Below are 16,295 nucleotides of genomic sequence, written 5' to 3'. Positions count from 1 at the left end.
CATGATTAGCTGAAAAATCACATTAAAAATATATAAACTATTATTATAGATTTATTATCTTTTTGATATTGCCCTCAAAATCCTTCATTGTAAATGTTCCGTTCTCATAAAGGATATATCCGTGCCAGCTATTCTCCTTCGGAATTGATACCGAGCCCGGATTAAGGTAAAGATATGTACCCTTAGTCTCATCCTCAGGGTCTACCGGCTGCCATTCTGCCTTAGGCACATGTGTATGTCCGCACAGAAGCACATCCTTATCACAAAGTGCCGGTCTGTCAGGCCCGTTAAGCTTGTGACCATGCGCCATTACAAATGTATATCCGTCTGCAAATATCACGCCCTGTCCTGACATTACAGAGAACTTAAGAACCATCTGGTCAACCTCAGTATCGCAGTTGCCACGGACACAGATAATCTCGTCCTTTCTCTCATTAAGCTGTTCAATTACAGTCTTAGGTGCATACTGGTCAGGAAGGTCATTACGCGGGCCATGATAAAGTATATCTCCAAGAAGCACAAGACGTTCTGCCTGCTCCTTATCATAGCACTCAAGAAGCTGTGCGCAGTACTTTGCTGAACCGTGGATGTCTGATGCAATTACAAGTCTCATATATTGTATAATCTCCTTTTCCGCCCGCTTCTTCGGGCATCCCAAGTTTGTGCGCACGCACAAATCTTTTTACTTACCGCTGCTGAATATAGCGGCTGTTATTTTACTGTGTTCCTTAGTAAGGCGTCCAGGCATAAGTTCACTGATTATCGCACCTACCGGTCTCATGACTGTCCAGAATACGATGGCATCTACCGGTGTCATAACTATATTCTTGATTGCTCTTGTCTGAAGCACGGCAAGATACTTTACGCCGTCATAATTGTACATAATTGCAAGCCATAATGTGTTAAGTCCGATGTTAACAATGACATTAACAAGAAATGATGCAGCAAGCACGCGCATGAATCCCGGATTCTTCTTATAATAGAATGAACCGTATATAAGTCCTGCCACTATTGCACTGATTGTAAATCCCGGAAAGTATGCACCTGTAGGCTTAATGATATACTTAATTATATCAAGCGCCCCGCCAAACATGGCACCCGCAGCCGGACCAAACAGACATGACACAATCTGATTCGGTATTCCTGAGAAACCAATCTTAAGGAAGCTTGAAATCTGGATTGTAAAATATCCAAGCACAACAGCTATTGCCGCAAACATGGCACACAACGTAAGATTGCGTGTACTTCTGAGTTCCTTAGCTGATTCTGACAGCATTGTTACAAATTTTTTCATAAAAAATACCTCCTTTGCAGTAGTCCGAGCCCTACATAAGAGGTATGTGATGTCCATATCATATTATGTAGCAGCGGGATGCGAATTCTGTACCGCAAGAAATCTTTTCGTCCGAATGACAACTCCCTGTTCACTCAGCACTTAACGCACAAAATTCTACTCTGCTCTTAAATTATGCTTTACGCGAAACTGATTATAGCACATACATCAGTTAATGGCAAGCATATCAATGAACTTCAATATGCTTCAACAAGCTTATCAATAAACTTTCCAACAGGCTTTCCATTGCGTAAGTCCTTCTTCATCACAGAGTACATATGGTCATTGCCGTTCATATATGAGATAAGCTTATAGAAATCCTCTTCAGTACGGCTGCTTCTTACACAGTGCCTGTATATACGAAGCCACATGACCACGCTGTCTGCCGTAAGCACTCCTTTAAAATCATCTCCGCATATCCTCTCCATACAATCAAGATAATACTGCACTTCAGCAAGCTCATCATATGACATATGTTCTCTCAGGCGGTCACACATATTGGTAAAATTCAATTCTGCATACTCCCTGTGAAAAAGCCATGCGACAGCCTCACATACAATTCTCTCGTACAGTCCCTTCCTGCGTTCATCATCACTGTATTCCATGCAGTTTCTGAAAAAGCCCGACATTGCAGCCACTCTCACACCTTCTGCATATTGTCCCAGATATGTAAGCCCATGCTGTGTAATGTTCAACTTACTGTGCCGGTTGTAGATTCTGATTAGCCTCCCTGTATCAATATTACTTCCGGTTATTGTAACTACTCTCAGCTTATAGCTGTCAAATATCCTTCTGAATTGCAGAGGAAGCTCGTCATATGCCGCACCTCTCATGTCAAGCGCAATATCATCACGTTCAATAACAGGCTTCTCTACAACCGATGTGATTCTGTAATTGCCGTATCTGAAAAGCATCATGGCAGCACTTCTCTGTATTCCGTCCACAATTACCGCTGAATCAGCTTCAATCACCGGTGCTAATATTATCGGTGGAATATAGGCATCTTCCATTATAGATATAATAAACTCGTTCAATGTCCTGTTATCCCAGCAGAATGCCCTTCTCATGCTTCCGTTGTCATCAATGCTTCCCTTCCTTATATTCTTAAGATATTCCGCCACGGTAATATACTGCTCTTTTATCCCCATCATATCCGTCACCTCACATAAGCACGCGTATATTCTCATATGCACGTATCGCCGCAATGCTTTCCCTATATTGTCTGGCATCTATAGCCAGTGCCTCTTTTATCTCATCTGAAGAATAGCCCTCTGCCATCATAATCAGCACGGCTCTCTGTATGATGGAAAGGCGGCTCAGATATATCATCATGCTGTCCGAATTGCAGCCTTCATGCTCCATAACCTCGTCAAACACATCAAAATCCGATGCTATAGTATCTGCCAGCCTTAATCCGTCCTCGCCGACACACCTGTCCAGACTGTCAACCATACCATATTCACTTCTTCTGCCCTTCGTATTACGTCTTCTGAGCTCGTTAATATATCTGCGCTCAACATTCCCTATATAATATGCTGCAAATGTACATCCTGTGTTCTCATCATACCGTTCAACACTCTGGCTGAGTACCTCAAGTGCTATGCTGTAAAAATCATCATAATCTGCCTGTGTGATTCCTCCAAGCCTTGCTATAAGCGGATTACACAGCTTCCTCAAGCCCTCCATGCCGTTACCACAATATCGTGACAGCACCCTGTCCTTCTTCTCTGGATTCATATTCATCTTTCCTTTCTTTCAAAAATATGTTTGTTATGTTGTTCATTATCTTTCACACCGCCTTCTGTATCATGTCTCTATGATAGAACTAATGTTCATATATGTCAATATAGTTTTTATATAAGACTAATTTAATTATTTTTCATGAACATTCGTTCGCCAAGTAGTGAATTATTATATATAACCCAAAAACTTTTTTACAGGCAGGAGAATGACAATGACATACACATTAATAAGAATTCCGCTAAAAGACTTAAGCTCATGTGATTTCAACATGAATGTAACCGGTGATGAAGAAGCTGCCAGGCAGTACATAGTAAGCACAGAGGACTCAATCATAATTGACCAGCTTGCACGTCTGAGAGGATATCCATGCAGCCATATCACCGAAATGATACTCATACGTTCAAGGAATAAAAATTCCGGCGAAGATGACCTCAGGCATGTACTTTCATGCGGCTTCACCTATAACGGTGTTCACTACCGCAGATTCGGCAAATCCGCATCTCAGGCCAAGAACGGCATAACGGCTTTTGTATGCGACAAGTATTATGACGTGCTTTACAGGATTTCACAGATGGATATTCCCGTAGCTAATTGTGTAATATCCAAATATGAGGCGCAGCGCTGCCTTATCTTCAGCTCATGCACGATTATAAAGGACTATATGCCGAATATTGTAATAATAGGTGAATACAAAAAGACGCTGAACGATATTTTCATACGATATGTTACGGATAACAGACGTGTTGCCGAGGGCCATACAGATATAAAGCTTTCACCCTTTGACGGCTGTGGCTGCCATGAAGCAGGCTTTATGCACACCGTCAGCTCCCGGCTTAAGCTTGATTACAACGCTGCCGGCGTACAGGTAAGAATGCCGTTTATAAAGGGCTACTCCGTATATGTTCCTTTCAGAAAGATTCTCAGGGAATGGAATATTGAATACATAACTGATATATACGGCGTAAGTCATCATATAGATGATATTGACTGCATATGGAATACATCAATGTTCAAAGGACATTCAATGTTTTATAAGCAATACGGCAGTGACGCATGGAACATGTATATGGCAGCCATCAATAAATACAGTCTCCGCCTCGGCATAAGCAAATACAGCCATCATATAAAGGACATTGAATTGTATACACGCATGAATTTTCAGTACATCCAGTGCCTCAAGCTATGGAATTCCAACTACATACGATGCTTTGAGGACAAAGCCTTCAAAAGCTATGACATTCTCAATCCCGATAATGACGGAGACGGAATTGTAAGCATTGCGCGATACACAACAGACCTTTTTGAAAATATCATAAACGGAAATAAATTCTACACCTACCGTTTTCTCGGTATCCGCGACACAAAGGACTGCAAGACTGACAGCCGGTACAACGAAGCAATTCTCATTAATGACATAATGCTGCATGACCCCGCTGTGCGTCATTATATCCATATGAAGCTGTCCAAAGCAATTAACGAAGCGCGTACCGGAAAGATATACTGCTCAGGCTTCTATCACACAGGTGTGGGTGACATGCTTGCATATCTTCAGTATGCGGCTGGACTTGAGCCTGTCGGCTGTCTGAATGCACATGAGCTGTACAGTGGCTGCATGCCTGACGGTGACTGTCTGTCATTGCGTTCACCCCTGGTTGACCCGTCTGAGGTCAACCGTGTCCGTATCGTCCATAATGACATTACAGACAAATGGTTCGCACATTTTAAGGATCAGGACATCGTAATGTTCAATGCGTATGATATATCCGCGCCACAGCAGGGCGGAGCTGATTTTGACGGTGACATTTTCCTGTTATGCAATGACCCTCATATTGTTCAGGCAAAGTCAGACAAGCCTATAATTCTTGACATTAATGACAAGGCAACCGCACAGGCAAAGGAATATACCGCTGAAAATCTTGTCGAGTACGAGCTTATGACCCGTGATAACCGTATAGGGGATATTACCAACGCAGCTACATGCATAGAAAACCGTTACGCGACCGATGAAGCAGTCCGCAGCCTCTATTCTGACTTTGCTTCGCTGCTGAGAATATATCAGGGCAAGGAAATTGATTTCTTAAAAACAGGTCTCAGGTGGCACATGGGCGCAGGCCTGAAGAAATACCTACGCCAGCTTCCGTATTTCTTATTGTTTAACTACCCGAAGGAAATGGAACGCTACAAAAACATGCTTGCGAAACGCAGCAAAAATCCCGACAGCAATGAACAGGTAAAGCTTAATGCCTATCACTCGCCGTCACCCATGAATGAGCTTTGCGATTATATATCAGTCTGGGAAAAGAAACACATAATCCGTGACAAAAATATTAACACACCCGATGTATCCCTCCGGCTGCTGCTCGACCACTCCCTCACGCTTGAGGATGACAAAATACTCCGTCAGTGCCGGCGCTTCGTCAACCGTTATGCAGATGCACTTAAAGAGCTCATTCATGATGATGTTAATTACAATGATACAAAGGACAGACTTGAAGCCATCCGTAATCTCGCTTCGCTGTACCGCGAGAAAATCTCCGGTGAACTTGGCACTGATGAAAATACAGCAGCCAACTACATCATTAAGGTCTCATATAAGTCATTATCCATAAGCAAAGCACTTGCATGGTCTGCCTACAGCGATTATATCATTGATAATCTGCGTGCCAACTCACCAGACAGACCAAATATTTCAATCAGCCAACTGACACACGCCACAGATAATTCATATGAATATCTTGGCAGATATTATGAACTTAAAGAGGAGGATTCCAATGTATAACTGTAATGATATGTACCTTTACGAAATTCTTGAGGACTACAAATATGCTGAAGACATTTCAGAAAAAGACGCAATATTCGATGCTTTCTGCTCCGCACTTTGGTCATGCGGCAACAATCGTACACGCATGACAAAGACCATACGCTACAGAGTAAGAAATGATCTTATCAATACTGAGACAGGAAAGATTTTTGATGCATGGTCAGACGTTGAATACACCTACTACCGTTCAATGACCGATAAAGACAACTGGTGCGATATAATACGCCAGAAAATCAACAATATATATTCTGTTTATTTTGACCCTGAGATAGTTGTAGACAAAGAATATATGCAGCTTATAAAGACTCCAAAGCGACTGTATTACGAATGGATATCGGGTATTGACACAGACCCTGAGGTTCTTACGGGACTTATCGATGATGCCATTGACAGCTCCGTACAGCTTAAGAAAAAGCTTTCCATGCAGAAACCACGGCTGTCATGGGACGAATACCTGAATGTTATTACCCCTTTTCTTCGCAAATGCTTTGAAAACTGCCGTCTTACCGATGAAGCGGCTGAGACGGAGGACAGCAGCCCGCAGCCTGAATTCTTAAGCGAGGATCATGTCTATACTGCATATATCTGCCGCTCACTCAGCGGAGATATAAAGCGGTGGCTGAAACAGCAGCTTGGTCTTAAAGAACACAGACATTATATAAGATGTCATATATGCAAGCGCCTTATCGAGAAAAAAGGCAGCCGCACGATGTACTGTCCCGAATGCAGGCACGCAAGACAGCTTGAATGGCAGCGCATGTCAATGATGAAAAAACGCAGTTGTGAAGTTATTGAAAATTCTTAGCAATCCGCACAGATGCTGCACTGCATCCACTTTTTTGCTTCGTATATTTCATATGTGGATACAGTGCCGCACAATGTGGCACACAAAAGCTTGGAGGTGATTACTATTAAACTTGATTATTTTACGCTTCTGTCACCACAGCCTGTGTACATACCACAGACAGGAAACATCAGATGCCCCACTCTGAGAGACATCTCAATAATTTCCTATAATACCTACATGATGTATGTGTCATGTCTTTTTAACAGCTATGATGCCCTTACAGCCCAAAATTCAACATGCAGATTATTATGCGACGCTCTCAACTTTTTTATAGTTGAAACAGTCACCTACTCAGAAAATTTAAAGAAATATGTGCTGTATAAGGATAACCTTAGCTCTGTCTGCGGATATATCGCTTCTGATAATTATCCGTTAGTTGCTGATGTTATATTGCAGCGTATCTGCTTATCCGAAGAAGCTGTTACAGGTAATAATGTTAAGCTTAAGAACAGCACCGCAGCACGTCTTCTTTCAAAAATCAGGAAGGGCGCCTCAAAAAGCGTCAAAAAAGCAGACAGGCGCCTTGAAATGCCAAATATTATTTCAGCGCTTGCGGCGCACCACAACAGCCTTAACATTATTAACATCTGGGATCTGACTGTCTACCAGCTCAATGACCAGTTTAAAAGACAGCGGTATATTGACTACTACCATATACTTTCAAGAAGTGTTTCCATATGGGGTGACAAGGACAGTAAGTTTGATGATTCCCTATGGTTTTCAAATGTATCCGATAACTAAGGGCTGCAGACCTTTTTTATAAAAATTATTTTTAGGAGGAATTTTTTATGCCAACAATCAACAAAGCAAACAGACAGGTATGTGACGTAGATATTCGTGACGTATCAACAATGAAGCCGGTATTGTTTTTTGAAACAGCCAACACAACAACACAGAGCATCTCTGCCGATGCAGTATACGCAATGTCTAAGGGTTCAAGAAAAATCGCATTTTCAAATCCCATGACAGGTACTGCAACTATTGAAGCTCAGGTATATCCTTTTGAATTCTATTCTCTCATGACAGACGGTGTAATAGAGTCAACTGCATCTTATCCTGTAAGAGAGCTTATAAAATGTACCGAAGCCGGTATTCTTGCAATTCCTGAGGATGCCATAGCAGGCACGGTATTTGCATTTTGCAAGGGCTCATTCGGCAATGACGAGATCAGCGGTACATATTCGGAGAACCGTTTCACAGCATCCAATGCATCCGACATTGCTGTCGGTGAAGAGTATGAGGTAGGCTACATTGCATCAAAGAGCTCAGGCGTTAAGAAGATTTCATTCAACAACAGCCGTCTCCCTAAGTCATACTATATCTCAATGAACACTGTTGAGAAGGATGAGAATGATATCCTTACACCTTATAAGATTATTCTTTATAAGGCACAGCCACAGAGAAGCTTTGAACTGTCACAGTCAAGTGAGGGCGACCCTGCATCACTTACAATGACCTTTGATCTTCTCTCTGACAAGGATAACAACTTTATTGATATGATAGAGATTGAGGAATAGTGCAGCAGCTTTACAGCAGCTTTGCACAAGGCTGTCTGTGATGCAGGCACCACACAGCATACGCGGGTCAGGCATGAAGCCTGCCCGCGTTTTTCCGTAATCCGTGCCTGCAAGCACAAACTTAGTATGCGCCAAAGACGGCGCAAGAACGGAGGATTAGTATGAAAGAGCTTATATCACTGCTGCCAACACTTGCTATAGCAATCACAATGAATATTGCTGCGGGAATGTACTACAATATCGGTACACGCCGGATGCATTTTGAATTGTCATTGCTGGCATCAGGACTCCTTAAGGCAGCAATCGTAACATTTATGTTCATCGGAACAGCCTACTGCTTCGATGCCACCGACTTATCAGCAACCGGTGTCACACCCATGTTTATCATGACCTCCGCTATAGGTCTGTATGTGGGAAAAGCCATGATATCCCTCGGTAAAATACTTGGTGTAAATATAACGGCTACCAATATATGACAAGGCAGGTATTCATATATGGATGATAAACAATTTATGGAAATGGCTGTCAAGCTTCAGGATGTTGACAGTCACTGCCGTTCTATAGAACTTCGCATAGAAGATTTGAAAACAGATATCCATGATATAAGGGATTCACAACGTGAACTTGCTGATAAGGTCACTACTCTTGAAAACCGCCCCGCAATTGAGACAAAGGCACGCTGGGACTCGCTTTCAGACAAGCTTATCTGGCTGTTTGCCGCAGGCATTGCAGGCTTTCTTCTTGCCAATGTCCTTCCCGGTGTCTTTTGACATTGTCCGGCAGTTATATCTATGCATTTATACGATAGGAGGTTAAATACTACATGAATTTTAACTCATTACTCTCAATTATCCTGAGTCTCAGTAACGGAAATACTTCAAAAGCATTTTCGGAATTCCTCAGTGTACTGACATCAGGGCTTGTTGCGGCAACGTCAGAGCTTGAGAAATACAACTCTGCTCTCTCAAAGGTTGCCGGCACGTCATCCTTTACTTCAAAGGAGCTTAATGAAATCAGCGTTGCTTCCGCCAACGCCGCAGCACGGTACGGAAAGCACGCATCTGATTATGTTGCCGCTGCCGGAGCTATCTATGATTCCGGTGCAGCCAATGCCGCACAGCTAACTGACCTGTGTGCCGCATTGCAGAATTCTGCCGGAATGTCATCGGAAATGAGCTCCGGTTATATTCTTGCCGCCAACTCTGCCTACACACTGCATGACGGCGTGGACAGTCTTATTGATATTCTTGACGGTCAGAACAGCATCATAAACAGCACTTCGGCAGGACTTCAGGATATGGCTGAAGCCACTATCCTTGCCGCCGCATCAGCAGCACAGTGCGGTATAAGCGCAGATGAATTCTCTGCATTGGCAGCCACCGCGCTGGACGGTACAGCAATGTCCGGCAAAGCAGCCGGCAGCATGCTTAACAGCATTTTTAACACTCTCAGTAATCTTACCGACCCTTCCATAATCTCAGCCCTGAATTCTGTAGGCATATCAATTACAGAAATATCGGAGGGGAGTAATGCACTCAGATCCCCAATACAGCTAATCAGCGAGCTTGCTGACCAATTCAACACTCTTGACAGCTCTTCAAAGAACAGCATTGCCGGTATTCTCGGCACGGATTCCGCCTCGCTCACAGCTTTCATGTCCAATATGAAGTCCTACAGCGATAATCTGGCACTGTACCGGGCATCTGCTGTTTCTTTAATTGACAGCTCTGCCGCGACATCATCTGAGCTTAACAAGGCTGTTAACAAATTCAGCGCTGCATGGGACGCCACAGCAGGCAATCTTATCGATACAGATGATATTGCTGACGCTGTCAACGCGCTCACCAAGCTTCTGTCTGTTGTCGAATCCGTAACAGACGTTATCGGCGGCAAGGGTGCCATCGCACTCAGTGCAGGTGCCGCAGGTCTCGCAAGCTTTATAAAGAATTTTGATTGACCTTTTAAGGTGACAATCATATAAAATCCGGCAAGAGATTTTATCAGGTCAATCGCAGATAAGGACACAGCATAATGGCGCTGTGAACAAGTCTGCGGATACATGGGATTCTTTATTAAAAACTCTGTATAACACAATTAACGGAGTATAAACTTACATGGAGGAGTAAATGCTTGAAACTCTCAGAGCATATCAGACCCCTGAATATTCATTCATCGGGTTGCGAAAGCAGAAATAACTGATTATGCCGGTATATGGTAATCAGGGGGAGACCCTTGAGACGCCTGTGTGCCACAGGATATCCTGACAACAGACAACGAGCAGGACGGCACTCTGCACATATGTGCATGACTGTATATAGTAATGAAGAGTCTTGTGCCAGCGCACAGAGAGCAATCCCCACAGACATACCCATCCTCTGAGCAGGCTGCGGCCATAATGCAGCATCTGCTTATAATGCATAGTGCATATTGCGATTATGAATTTCAGTAATATGCCCGGATGCGTGTTACATCCGGCGAGTAAAATTCAGATTTTACCAAAGAATATTAATAACCTGTAATACAGATAATACGATACTAAGAAATACTGCGATACCTACCACCTATATCCGCAGTTCTTACAATAGAAGGTTCTGTGGATATCCGCGTCAAGGATTCCGAGTGTAAGCATTCCCACTGCCTTGCTCATTGATGATATCTTTTTTATATTGGTTGAGCCACATGTAGGACACTTTGGGACGTTCTTTTCATACAGTCCACCAAAGTATGCTGCTGCCTCTGCTTTCATCAGGGGAGTTGGCTTACTTATTCTGCTTTTAAATATATCGAATGTCTGACGTGCAAGTTCCTCTTCACAATCATAAACTTCTTTTATATGCTGAACGGCATCCTCTTCTTTGTCTGCATAGTATAAAGCAATAACTTCGTCAAATATTGCATTTCCTGTTTTAGGATTTTCCTTCAGATAATTAATTTCATCATATATTTCCTGTGGTGTCATAATTTATGAGCCTCCTACTTATTTGTCATCGCACTGTATCATTTATCGTTACGCTATAATTCACATTACCCTGCACCTTGTAATTACCCTGTGACTGTAAATTATCGTAATACAACCGGACTATACTGCGATACCTACCACCTATATCCGCAATTCTTACAATAGAAGGTTCTGTGTATATCCGCATCAAGGATTCCGAGTGTAAGCATTCCTACTGCCTTGCTCATTGATGATATCTTTTTTATATTGGTTGAGCCACATGTAGGACACTTTGGGACGTTCTTTTCATACAGTCCACCAAAGTATGCTGCTGCCTCTGCTTTCATCAGAGGAGTTGGTGGCTCTCCAATTTTTCTCTTATATATTTTGAAAACCTCGCGTGCAACCTCTTCCTCACATTCATAAAGCTCTTTTATGTACTGAACAGCTTCCTCTTCCTTGCCAGCATAATACAACTCAAGAATTTCTGTAGCTATTGGACGTCCCGTCTTTTGATTTTTCTTCCAAATATATCCCCCCATTGGATCTCTTTCCAATTTACTAAAATCATCATGTATTTCCTGTGGTGTCATAGTTTTATACGCCTCCTACCTATTTGTCATCGCACTGTATCATTTATCGTTACACCGTAATTCACATTACCCTGCACCTTGTAATTACCCTGTGACTGTAAATTATCGTAATACAACCGGTCTATACGTGATACCTACCACCTATATCCGCAGTTCTTACAATAGAAGGTTCTGTGGATATCCGCGTCAAGGATTCCGAGTGTAAGCATTCCCACTGCCTTGCTCATTGATGATATCTTTTTTATATTGGTTGAGCCACATGTAGGACACTTTGGGACGTTCTTGTTTCTGCATGCTCTCTCATACGCTTCGACCTCTGCTTTCATCAGGGGAGTTACCTTATGTGTTTTGCTTTTAAATATATCGAATACCTGACGTGCAACCTCCTCTTCGCATTCATAAACTTCTTTTATATACTGAACAGCTTCCTCTTCCTTGCCAGCATAATATAATTCCTTAATTTCATTATATATTGCCTCTCCCGTCCTTGGATTTTCCTTCCAAATATATCCCCCCATTGAATCGCTTTCCAATTTATTAAAATCATCATATATTTGCTGTGGTGTCATAATTTTATACGCCTCCTACTTATTTATCATTAATATAATTATATCATTATCAGTTATATATGCAATTAAAATCTCTTGCCCAGATTAACAATGCTCTGAATGATATAAATAATGTCTCTAAGTCTGGCAATATTTTAGATTCTATAGGGGAAAAATACACCTCTGACGTTCTGAAATCCGCCATATCCGAATCAACACTTGATGACAAATCAATTAAAAGTATTCTCACAGCGCGCGGTTACATAGGCGACCTTCTCCAATCCACCACCTCTGAGCTCTCCAGAATAACTGAGCTCAACCGTATTGCTGAAGCAGAAAAGGCTGCCGCATCAGCCTCTGATGAGTTCAGGGCTTCCTCTGACGGACTTATCGGCACTTTAAAAGGTGGCGGCAGCGTCTTTAAAGGGCTTTCGGACCCACTTAAAGGACTTGCGCTCAGTCTGAAGAGCTTTGCGGCTGCCAATCTTCCGACGATTGCCATATCAGCGTTAACTGCCGTTGTAGCCGGCGGCATAGCTGTATACCACAACTACACGCATGCCCTCGATATTGCAAAGGATAAGCTGAAAGAGGTCAGCAACAGTTTTGATGAAGCTTCCTCTGTGCTCAATTCCTATAACAGCGAACTAAGCTCCAATATCAGCCGCATAAATGAACTTGAAACACTGTCAGGCTCTAAGTCCCTCTCTTCGGATCAGGAACTTGAAATAGCGCGCCTTAAGGAACGGAACAACCTTCTCCGCGAAAGCATAGAGCTTCAGAATGAAAAGGTCAAGACTGAAGCAAAGGAGCTGTCAGAGCAAAACAGAAAGACATTTTCCAAGGAATTCGATATGGATAAGCTGTCTGACTCGGAAAATATTGCCCGTGATTATCTCAGCTCCCATGATGTTCCCGATGCCACGGCTTACCTTAATGAAAAAGGCTCTGATATAAGCAGTCTTATTGTCGGCTATGCAATCAACCGGCAGAAGCTCCAAGAGCTGAGTTCCAAAGATGACAGTCCTGCCAATAGAGCTGCCATATCCATGTTGGAGGAAAATACACGGTATATTACCGACTCGCTTAATACTGTATTCTTTGACACAATATCCGAACTGTCGGATTACAAGGAAAATCTTATCAAGCTCATGAAGTCTGACGGAACCTTTGACAATACAGCGGATCAGGCGCTGTGGAACAGCATTAATGCCGCTGAAAAGTATATGTATGAGATAACCGGCAAAGCTTCCACATGGAACAAGCATATATTTGAATCAATAGCCGGCAATTCTGATTTCGCCACAGATATCAGCGCCCTTCTGAGCGGAGAAGCTGATACCTCAGCCGATTCGATTGACAGGCTCAATAAAAAGCTTGAGGAATCAGGTCTTATTCTTGAAGACGGCAAATCTGCCCGCGATATGTTTCTTGAGTACCTCAAGAATGCAGGCAGCGGTACTGCTGCCGTATCCGAATCTTTAAGCAGCGTATCCTCACTTTTTAAAGAATCCACCAATAAGCTCTCCTCTGCCACTCTTGCAGATCTTAACGCTGAGGCCTCCACGCTCTCATCAATAAGAAGCCTGCTTGACGGATCAGGCTCTCTGAACAGTTCATTTCTCTCACAGATACTTCAGCAATTTCCGGAAGCAACCGATGCAGTCCTGAAGTTCTCACAGGGTCTGATGTCATCAGAAGAGCTTTTCAACAGTCTGGCTGATATATACGCCGGCGACAGCAGGCAATATATTAATTCTGTTTTAAGCAAATCGGCTGCTGACAGGGATTTCTTCAATTCCATCAAAACTAATTATCCTGTTCTCTTTGATAAGCTTGCCGCTGTATACGGTAACGATGTACTTAACTGGAAGTCCTTAGAGGATGCCAAGAAAACCATTGATGATGCCCTCAGGGCTGAGCTTGGCAAAGAATGGGCAGATTACTTTAACATCATTGTCGATTCTGCGTCAGGCATATTGTCAATGAGCTTTGATGACAGCGACCTCGCACTATATGATCCCGAAGAAGCTGAACGGCTGAATACATTATTTGACCGGAAAAAGGAGTGTCTCAAGGAGATAACAGAGCCTGCGCGTGAGCTTCACAATACTGCATATCAGGCTATTGCTTCTTCAATGGATCTTTCATGGAACAATGTACAGGATAACAATACGGTTAAGGATGACTCCGGTTACCCTTCCGATGCTGCCGGCAATGTCACTGATACATGGCGTGAGGAATTTGACCGCCAGCTCGCACTGCTTGAGCATCATCACAACATGGGACTTATAAGTGAGGACAAATATTATGCCGCACTTAACGTCCTTAACGAAAAATATTTTGCCAATCAGGAGCAGTATCTTGATGACTACCGCTCATATGCTGAGAAGATATATACAGGCCTTAAGCAGTTCTATACGGATTCCCTTAATGAACAGCTAAACAGCATGGATAAAGCAGCCAAAGCGGTTACCGGATGTCTTGACGAGCAGCAGTCAGCACTTGAGCTTCAGAAAACTGCCGTGGAGGCTGAATACAATGCAAGGATCGAGGCTCTTGAAGATGAGCAGGCTGCACTGCTTGAACAGAAGACCGCCATTGAAGGCCAGAAGAAAGAGCTTGAGGAACAGCTCAACGCTATTAATAAGGCTAATGAGGCCCGACAGCGTTCCATTGATCTCCGAAAAAAGGAGTATGAGCTTGCACGGGCAGAGAACCAGAATTCAATGCGCGTTATGGTAAACGGCCAGATGATATGGCGCAATGATTCCTCTGCCGTATCTGATGCCGCAGAAGCCCTTGATGAGGCTTTGGACGAGCAGAAGCGTGCAGCAGTTCAGGAACAGATTGACTCTCTTGATGACAGCATCAATGCCATTGATGACAAGAGTGCGGCAATCAGCTCCTCCATATCATCGCTAAAGGAAGAACTCGACAGCATAACGTCAGGGATTGACGCACAGATACAGGCACTTACACAGTACCGCGACAGATGGGCTGCCCTTCCTCAACAGTTTGAGGATTCACAGAATCAGATATATGCATCCATGCTGCTGGGGCAGGAATGGCAAAGCAGTGTCCTGAACCTTGATGAGGAGCTGCTCACACAGTTCGGCGATGAATATACAAGAGTACAGGAACAGCTTCAGTATGTAACGGATGCCTCATCGGATGAGATAGCCCTGATGGGCAATGTCCTGCAATCCTCCGGACAGACCGGTGAAGATTCCCTTAACAGTCTGATGGAAATTGGAAGCAGCGCCCTGCTCTCACTTGCTGACAGTACAACAGCATCATCCTCAAGCATCTGCGGCTCTCTTGACGATATACGCTCCAAAGCTGACGAAGCCCGTAACGCCCTTGAACAGCTTGCTGCCCTTGATACAGTTTCAGTACATCCGGACAGCACAGGCTTCAGTGTCCAGTCAGTGAATCTGCATGATATTCCTGACGCACCGGCTATTGTATCAGATATCAGCGATATCTCCTGCTATTCGTCCGCACCTGTTGTCAATATTGAAAGCGGTGCGATAACGCTTAATGAGGTTGATGACGCAGAGCGTGTCGGTGAAGCAATACTCAGCATAGTTCCCAACTATGTGACACAGCGGCTCAATTACCGCTGATACTCTTACGAAGAATGGAGGATTTATGAAAGATAAGACTTCAGAAGGTTTATTTACACTTATAGACCAGTTTTTCCGCATTATTAACCGTTTTGAAAAAGAACGCACTCTTTTTAAAACAGTTATTATAAGCCGCATTAATGCGGAAGGCTGCTATTACGGCAATATTGACGGACAGGAATATGAGCTTCCCAACGGTACTGCAATGACTTTTTCTCCGGGTACCCGCGTCATTGTATGCATACCGGACGGCGATTATAAGCAGCGCTTTATAATCGCTGTAAAACCCCGCCAGCCGCACTAATTTTCTAAGGAGGACATAAAAA

Annotated in this window: 16 protein-coding genes and 1 riboswitch; of the genes, 9 read left to right on the top strand and 7 right to left on the bottom strand. The window is 43.3% G+C overall.

From position 1 onward, the window contains the following. Positions 1 to 43 precede the first annotated feature (43 nt). From yfcE to NQ488_05350, 4 genes are all read right to left on the bottom strand, one after another. Entirely contained in the window at positions 44 to 613 is a 570-nt protein-coding gene (yfcE, locus tag NQ488_05365; protein ID UWN96725.1) for a phosphodiesterase, read from the bottom strand. A 69-nt stretch (positions 614 to 682) separates the two neighbouring features. After that, positions 683 to 1,294, bottom strand: a complete 612-nt coding sequence (locus tag NQ488_05360; GenBank protein ID UWN96724.1) for a folate family ECF transporter S component — start codon at positions 1,292 to 1,294, stop codon at positions 683 to 685. 69 nt (positions 1,295 to 1,363) lie between these two features. Continuing rightward, a riboswitch (THF riboswitch) is annotated at positions 1,364 to 1,460 on the bottom strand. Between the two features lie 70 nt (positions 1,461 to 1,530). Continuing rightward, on the bottom strand, positions 1,531 to 2,484 hold the full coding sequence (locus NQ488_05355) for a hypothetical protein (GenBank protein UWN96723.1): 954 nt from the start codon (positions 2,482 to 2,484) through the stop codon (positions 1,531 to 1,533). Positions 2,485 to 2,494: 10 nt separating this feature from the next. Then, positions 2,495 to 3,076: a sigma-70 family RNA polymerase sigma factor gene (locus tag NQ488_05350; protein UWN96722.1), complete on the bottom strand. Its 582-nt coding sequence runs from the start codon at positions 3,074 to 3,076 to the stop codon at positions 2,495 to 2,497. A gap of 211 nt (positions 3,077 to 3,287) precedes the next feature. On the opposite strand from NQ488_05350, the gene NQ488_05345 reads away from it, so the two are divergent. The 7 genes from NQ488_05345 to NQ488_05315 all read left to right on the top strand — a co-directional run bounded on the left by NQ488_05345 (position 3,288) and on the right by NQ488_05315 (position 10,218). Beyond that, the gene (locus tag NQ488_05345) at positions 3,288 to 5,855 is read left to right on the top strand and encodes a hypothetical protein (protein UWN96721.1); all 2,568 of its coding nucleotides are present in this window, start codon (positions 3,288 to 3,290) and stop codon (positions 5,853 to 5,855) included. Further along, positions 5,848 to 6,702 (top strand): hypothetical protein, encoded by an 855-nt coding sequence (locus NQ488_05340; protein UWN96720.1) that lies wholly within the window; start codon positions 5,848 to 5,850, stop codon positions 6,700 to 6,702. Before NQ488_05345 ends, NQ488_05340 begins: the two co-directional genes overlap by 8 nt. A 96-nt stretch (positions 6,703 to 6,798) precedes the next feature. Then, a complete protein-coding gene (locus NQ488_05335) occupies positions 6,799 to 7,485 on the top strand; it encodes a hypothetical protein (protein UWN96719.1) in 687 nt (228 codons plus the stop codon). 47 nt (positions 7,486 to 7,532) lie between these two features. Then, positions 7,533 to 8,261, top strand: coding sequence for a hypothetical protein (locus NQ488_05330; GenBank protein ID UWN96718.1), 729 nt, complete (start codon positions 7,533 to 7,535; stop codon positions 8,259 to 8,261). A gap of 161 nt (positions 8,262 to 8,422) precedes the next feature. Then, positions 8,423 to 8,737 (top strand): hypothetical protein, encoded by a 315-nt coding sequence (locus NQ488_05325; protein ID UWN96717.1) that lies wholly within the window; start codon positions 8,423 to 8,425, stop codon positions 8,735 to 8,737. Between the two features lie 18 nt (positions 8,738 to 8,755). Further along, positions 8,756 to 9,031, top strand: a complete 276-nt coding sequence (locus NQ488_05320) for a hypothetical protein (protein UWN96716.1) — start codon at positions 8,756 to 8,758, stop codon at positions 9,029 to 9,031. Between the two features lie 53 nt (positions 9,032 to 9,084). Then, entirely contained in the window at positions 9,085 to 10,218 is a 1,134-nt protein-coding gene (locus tag NQ488_05315) for a phage tail tape measure protein (protein UWN96715.1), read from the top strand. 597 nt (positions 10,219 to 10,815) lie between these two features. Here NQ488_05315 and NQ488_05310 read toward each other — a convergent pair. From NQ488_05310 to NQ488_05300, 3 genes are all read right to left on the bottom strand, one after another. Further along, positions 10,816 to 11,220, bottom strand: a complete 405-nt coding sequence (locus NQ488_05310) for a hypothetical protein (protein ID UWN96714.1) — start codon at positions 11,218 to 11,220, stop codon at positions 10,816 to 10,818. Positions 11,221 to 11,354: 134 nt separating this feature from the next. Beyond that, positions 11,355 to 11,792, bottom strand: coding sequence for a hypothetical protein (locus NQ488_05305; GenBank protein ID UWN96713.1), 438 nt, complete (start codon positions 11,790 to 11,792; stop codon positions 11,355 to 11,357). Positions 11,793 to 11,926: 134 nt separating this feature from the next. Next, positions 11,927 to 12,361 (bottom strand): hypothetical protein, encoded by a 435-nt coding sequence (locus NQ488_05300; protein UWN96712.1) that lies wholly within the window; start codon positions 12,359 to 12,361, stop codon positions 11,927 to 11,929. Positions 12,362 to 12,420: 59 nt separating this feature from the next. Between NQ488_05300 and NQ488_05295 the strand changes: the two genes are divergently transcribed. After that, positions 12,421 to 15,969 carry a hypothetical protein gene (locus tag NQ488_05295; protein UWN96711.1) on the top strand — a complete coding sequence of 1,183 codons (3,549 nt, stop codon included), beginning with the start codon at positions 12,421 to 12,423 and terminating at the stop codon, positions 15,967 to 15,969. 25 nt (positions 15,970 to 15,994) lie between these two features. Then, a complete protein-coding gene (locus NQ488_05290) occupies positions 15,995 to 16,273 on the top strand; it encodes a hypothetical protein (GenBank protein ID UWN96710.1) in 279 nt (92 codons plus the stop codon). Positions 16,274 to 16,295 lie beyond the last annotated feature (22 nt).

Origin of the sequence: [Bacteroides] pectinophilus (assembly GCA_025146925.1) — a bacterium.
GTDB lineage: Bacteria > Bacillota > Clostridia > Lachnospirales > Lachnospiraceae > Bacteroides_F > Bacteroides_F pectinophilus.
Note: the sequence above shows the minus strand (reverse complement) of the source record. Positions and strands in the feature narration are given on the sequence as shown.

Bases quoted from the DNA above. Each gene is read 5' to 3' on its own strand.
- yfcE (UWN96725.1), bottom strand. From the start codon at position 613: ATGAGACTTGTAATTGCATCAGACATCCACGGTTCAGCAAAGTACTGC.
- NQ488_05360 (UWN96724.1), bottom strand. From the start codon at position 1,294: ATGAAAAAATTTGTAACAATGCTGTCAGAATCAGCTAAGGAACTCAGA.
- NQ488_05355 (UWN96723.1), bottom strand. From the start codon at position 2,484: ATGATGGGGATAAAAGAGCAGTATATTACCGTGGCGGAATATCTTAAG.
- NQ488_05350 (UWN96722.1), bottom strand. From the start codon at position 3,076: ATGAATATGAATCCAGAGAAGAAGGACAGGGTGCTGTCACGATATTGT.
- NQ488_05345 (UWN96721.1), top strand. From the start codon at position 3,288: ATGACATACACATTAATAAGAATTCCGCTAAAAGACTTAAGCTCATGT.
- NQ488_05340 (UWN96720.1), top strand. From the start codon at position 5,848: ATGTATAACTGTAATGATATGTACCTTTACGAAATTCTTGAGGACTAC.
- NQ488_05330 (UWN96718.1), top strand. From the start codon at position 7,533: ATGCCAACAATCAACAAAGCAAACAGACAGGTATGTGACGTAGATATT.
- NQ488_05325 (UWN96717.1), top strand. From the start codon at position 8,423: ATGAAAGAGCTTATATCACTGCTGCCAACACTTGCTATAGCAATCACA.
- NQ488_05320 (UWN96716.1), top strand. From the start codon at position 8,756: ATGGATGATAAACAATTTATGGAAATGGCTGTCAAGCTTCAGGATGTT.
- NQ488_05315 (UWN96715.1), top strand. From the start codon at position 9,085: ATGAATTTTAACTCATTACTCTCAATTATCCTGAGTCTCAGTAACGGA.
- NQ488_05310 (UWN96714.1), bottom strand. From the start codon at position 11,220: ATGACACCACAGGAAATATATGATGAAATTAATTATCTGAAGGAAAAT.
- NQ488_05305 (UWN96713.1), bottom strand. From the start codon at position 11,792: ATGACACCACAGGAAATACATGATGATTTTAGTAAATTGGAAAGAGAT.
- NQ488_05300 (UWN96712.1), bottom strand. From the start codon at position 12,361: ATGACACCACAGCAAATATATGATGATTTTAATAAATTGGAAAGCGAT.
- NQ488_05295 (UWN96711.1), top strand. From the start codon at position 12,421: ATGCAATTAAAATCTCTTGCCCAGATTAACAATGCTCTGAATGATATA.
- NQ488_05290 (UWN96710.1), top strand. From the start codon at position 15,995: ATGAAAGATAAGACTTCAGAAGGTTTATTTACACTTATAGACCAGTTT.